The organism is Sphingosinicella terrae (assembly GCF_003347635.1).
Taxonomy (GTDB): Bacteria; Pseudomonadota; Alphaproteobacteria; order Sphingomonadales; family Sphingomonadaceae; genus Allosphingosinicella; species Allosphingosinicella terrae.
This window is the reverse complement of sequence record NZ_QDFY01000062.1, coordinates 1-520: the sequence shown is the minus strand read 5'-3', so window position 1 is coordinate 520 and position 520 is coordinate 1. Positions and strand designations below refer to the sequence as shown.

Below are 520 nucleotides of genomic sequence, written 5' to 3'. Positions count from 1 at the left end.
ACGGGTTTTGGCTTTGCTTAACCGTTGAAGCGACCGAGCCGCTCAGAATTAAGCAATTATCAATCGGCGAATTACTCGCCAGCTTCCTCTGATTCAACTTCAGCTACCGCTTCAGCAACTTTGCTTTCTTTCGCTTTCACCATTGGTGACGCTTCAGTTACTGCCGCTTTAGTGTGAACGATTAAGTTACGAAGAACTGCATCGTTATAACGGAAGTTAGTTTCTAACTCGTCGATTACACTTTGAGGTGCTTCTACATTCATTAACACGTAGTGTGCTTTGTGAAGTTTGTTGATTGGGTATGCTAATTGACGACGACCCCAATCTTCTAAGCGATGAACTTGACCGCCAGCTTCTTTAACAGACGCTGTGTAACGCTCAATCATTGCCGGTACTTGTTCGCTTTGGTCCGGGTGAACCATAAAAACGATTTCGTAGTGACGCATTGACTATCCTTACGGGTTAGCAGCCTCCAACTTTAGCCAGTCACCAACTTGTGGAAGCAAGGATTAAAAAAACA

1 protein-coding gene is annotated in these 520 nt (G+C 44.4%); it reads right to left on the bottom strand.

The window, feature by feature from the left end; genetic code table 11:
* Positions 1 to 71: 71 nt before the first annotated feature.
* Positions 72 to 446: a 30S ribosomal protein S6 gene (gene rpsF, locus DDE10_RS23250; RefSeq protein WP_005598107.1), complete on the bottom strand. Its 375-nt coding sequence runs from the start codon at positions 444 to 446 to the stop codon at positions 72 to 74.
* Positions 447 to 520 lie beyond the last annotated feature (74 nt).